General features: G+C 53.7%; 2 protein-coding genes. One reads left to right on the top strand and one right to left on the bottom strand.

Features of this window, described 5'->3' with window-relative positions; genetic code table 11:
• Positions 1 to 42: 42 nt before the first annotated feature.
• Complete coding sequence (locus tag ACOCD2_RS21955) at positions 43 to 330, bottom strand: hypothetical protein (protein ID WP_293650821.1); 288 nt, start codon at positions 328 to 330, stop codon at positions 43 to 45.
• A 227-nt stretch (positions 331 to 557) separates the two neighbouring features.
• Between ACOCD2_RS21955 and ACOCD2_RS21950 the strand changes: the two genes are divergently transcribed.
• The coding region (locus tag ACOCD2_RS21950; RefSeq protein WP_293675340.1) for a transposase family protein at positions 558 to 990 on the top strand (433 nt) is incomplete at its 3' end.

The raw sequence follows: 990 nt of genomic DNA, 5'->3' as shown, positions 1-990 counted from the left end.
ACCACGGGCGATAGAATCGAGAAAAGTTACGGTACCCCTATTTCAACCTTGGAATCGTTGGCAGAGCACGATGATCTGCTTAGGAAAAGCTAGGGTTTTACACCGTGGATTGCAAAAAGCCGAAAAATTCAGCCGGTTCTGCTTGTGCAGCAACGCCAGCTGAATGCCCTGGTATCGGGGCGCCAGCTCGACGATATTGGCTATCTTCGCCACCGGTATCCTTTCCCTGAGCTGACCGTGTTTGTCGATGAGCACTTCCTGGTGAAATTCATCGAAACTGATCTGCAGCAGGATACGCGCCTGGGGCCAGCCCGCCGGGCGGGCTTTCAATGCCTGTCCAGCAAAGCCTTCGTTTGCCCAATATCCCCGGAAAAATCACCGTTCAGCAGGATGGCAAAGGTGCGTACATGGCGCATCTTGCCGACAGCGCGGTAAAAATGCGCCATATGGCGGGTCAGATCCCCCCCCCTCTGTCAGGATACTTGTCCATCCAGTAGAATGGGACTTCAATAATCGGCTCTTCCCCAAATGGAGTGGGTAGATTATCGTAATCCCCTATGAGAGACAAAGACCTATATGCCCAGATACTGGGAATCAAGAGTCCCTGGCAAGTATCCGGTGTAGAGCTGGCGCTGTCAGAGGGTGAAGTCACGGTACATGTGGAACAAGAGGAAGGGGTGCAACACTGTTGCCCGACCTGCGGCGAGGTATCGCCGGGCTATGATTCCCGAAAGCGCAAATGGCGACATCTTGATACTTGCCAGTACAAAACCATTCTGGTGGCGGACGTCCCGAGGGTGAAATGCAAGGAGCATGGTGTTGTTACGGTGTCCGTGCCCTGGGCCGAGCCGGGTTCTGGATTTACCGCTATGGTAACTACTCACCCCTATCAGCATAGAGCTGTCCCGAAAAGGCCATTTGAATGGCGACCAGCGGATTGTATCCCTGATTTGCCATGGTCTGCAGGTAACTGGAGATGCGGCAATAGGC

The sequence above is a fragment of the Thiolapillus sp. genome, assembly GCF_048562965.1.
Taxonomy (GTDB): Bacteria; Pseudomonadota; Gammaproteobacteria; order Chromatiales; family Chromatiaceae; genus Thiolapillus; species Thiolapillus brandeum_A.
The sequence above is the reverse complement of the archived record's forward strand: the minus strand, read 5'-3'. Positions and strand labels throughout refer to the sequence as shown.